Below are 1,072 nucleotides of genomic sequence, written 5' to 3' on the forward strand. Positions count from 1 at the left end.
CGGTGAACAGGCTGTTGAAGTCATCGGCCAGGTTGCCCCAGGAGCTCGGGTCGAACAGGTCGGCCAACAGATCGTCGAAGTCGGCATGCACTGCGGGGGCCGACGTCAGCGCGGTGAGGCCTACTGCTGTGAGGATCCCGAGGGCGGCAGGAGCTGTCCTCAGTTCGATGCCGCGCCCTCGTAGGCGCCGCCTTCCTGCGGTTTCGAGACGACGAGACATCGAGCCGACCTTCCTGCGATGACTAGAGACTTCCGTACATGTTTGGCGACTCTAGCCGAACCCACAAGAGAAGAACCATACTAAAAGTATGAAAACATGCCCCATTGCAAACTCTGCGTAGACAATTGACGCCTGCGTAAGTACCGTGCTGTTCCTAAGGCGCATGTTAACCAAGCTTCATGGCGCCAGGTGGCCTGATGGGGAACGGGGGCAGTGGTGGTGGTTCGGCGCGGCGTTGCGGGTGGCGGGAGTTCTAGCTCGGGCGGGTCTGGTCGGCGGGGCCGGCGGATCGTGGGTGCGTCTTCGGCGGTGGGGGCGTTTTTGGCGTTCGGGATGGCGCCCTTGGCGGCGGCGCCGGTGGCCAACGCCGATTTCGAGGACTTCCTGACGGATCTGTTTGATCCGGGTGCGTGGGGCAACTTGTCGAACGATTTCGACAGTCTGTTCACCGGGTCGGCCTGGGATCTGCCCGGCTCGGCTGATGCGTCGGGCCTAGAGATGGCTCAGATGTGGGAGACCATGTTCTACACGCCGTTGCATGCGGCGTTGCAGGAGTGGATCAACTCGGATTTCGGGTCGCAGGTCAATGGTGTGATCAATCAGCTGACGGCGCCGTTCACTGAGGGTTTTTGCGGGATGATCTGCAACGGTGCTGACGGTACTGCCGACAGTGTGGATGGTCAGGCTGGTGGGTTGTGGTTCGGCGATGGTGGTGATGGCTGGACGTCGAACCTTGACGGGGTGGCTGGTGGCAATGGTGGTCATGCCGGGGGTATCGGCAATGGCGGCGACGGCGGCAACGGCGCGGCCGGTATCGACGGTGGCGCCGGCGGCAACGGCGGCAACGGGGGT

At 62.9% G+C, this 1,072-nt stretch carries 2 protein-coding genes; one reads left to right on the top strand and one right to left on the bottom strand.

The annotated features are described in order from the left end of the window. Positions 1-220 (bottom strand): hypothetical protein (locus A5694_RS23565; protein WP_131809468.1); only part of this gene is annotated, 220 nt, incomplete at its 3' end. A gap of 291 nt (positions 221-511) precedes the next feature. Here A5694_RS23565 and A5694_RS00700 point away from each other — a divergent pair. Beyond that, the coding region (locus A5694_RS00700; protein ID WP_342710369.1) for a PGRS repeat-containing protein at positions 512-1,072 on the top strand (561 nt) is incomplete at its 3' end.

Source organism: Mycolicibacter sinensis (genome assembly GCF_001667945.1).
Classification (GTDB): Bacteria; Actinomycetota; Actinomycetes; order Mycobacteriales; family Mycobacteriaceae; genus Mycobacterium; species Mycobacterium sinense_B.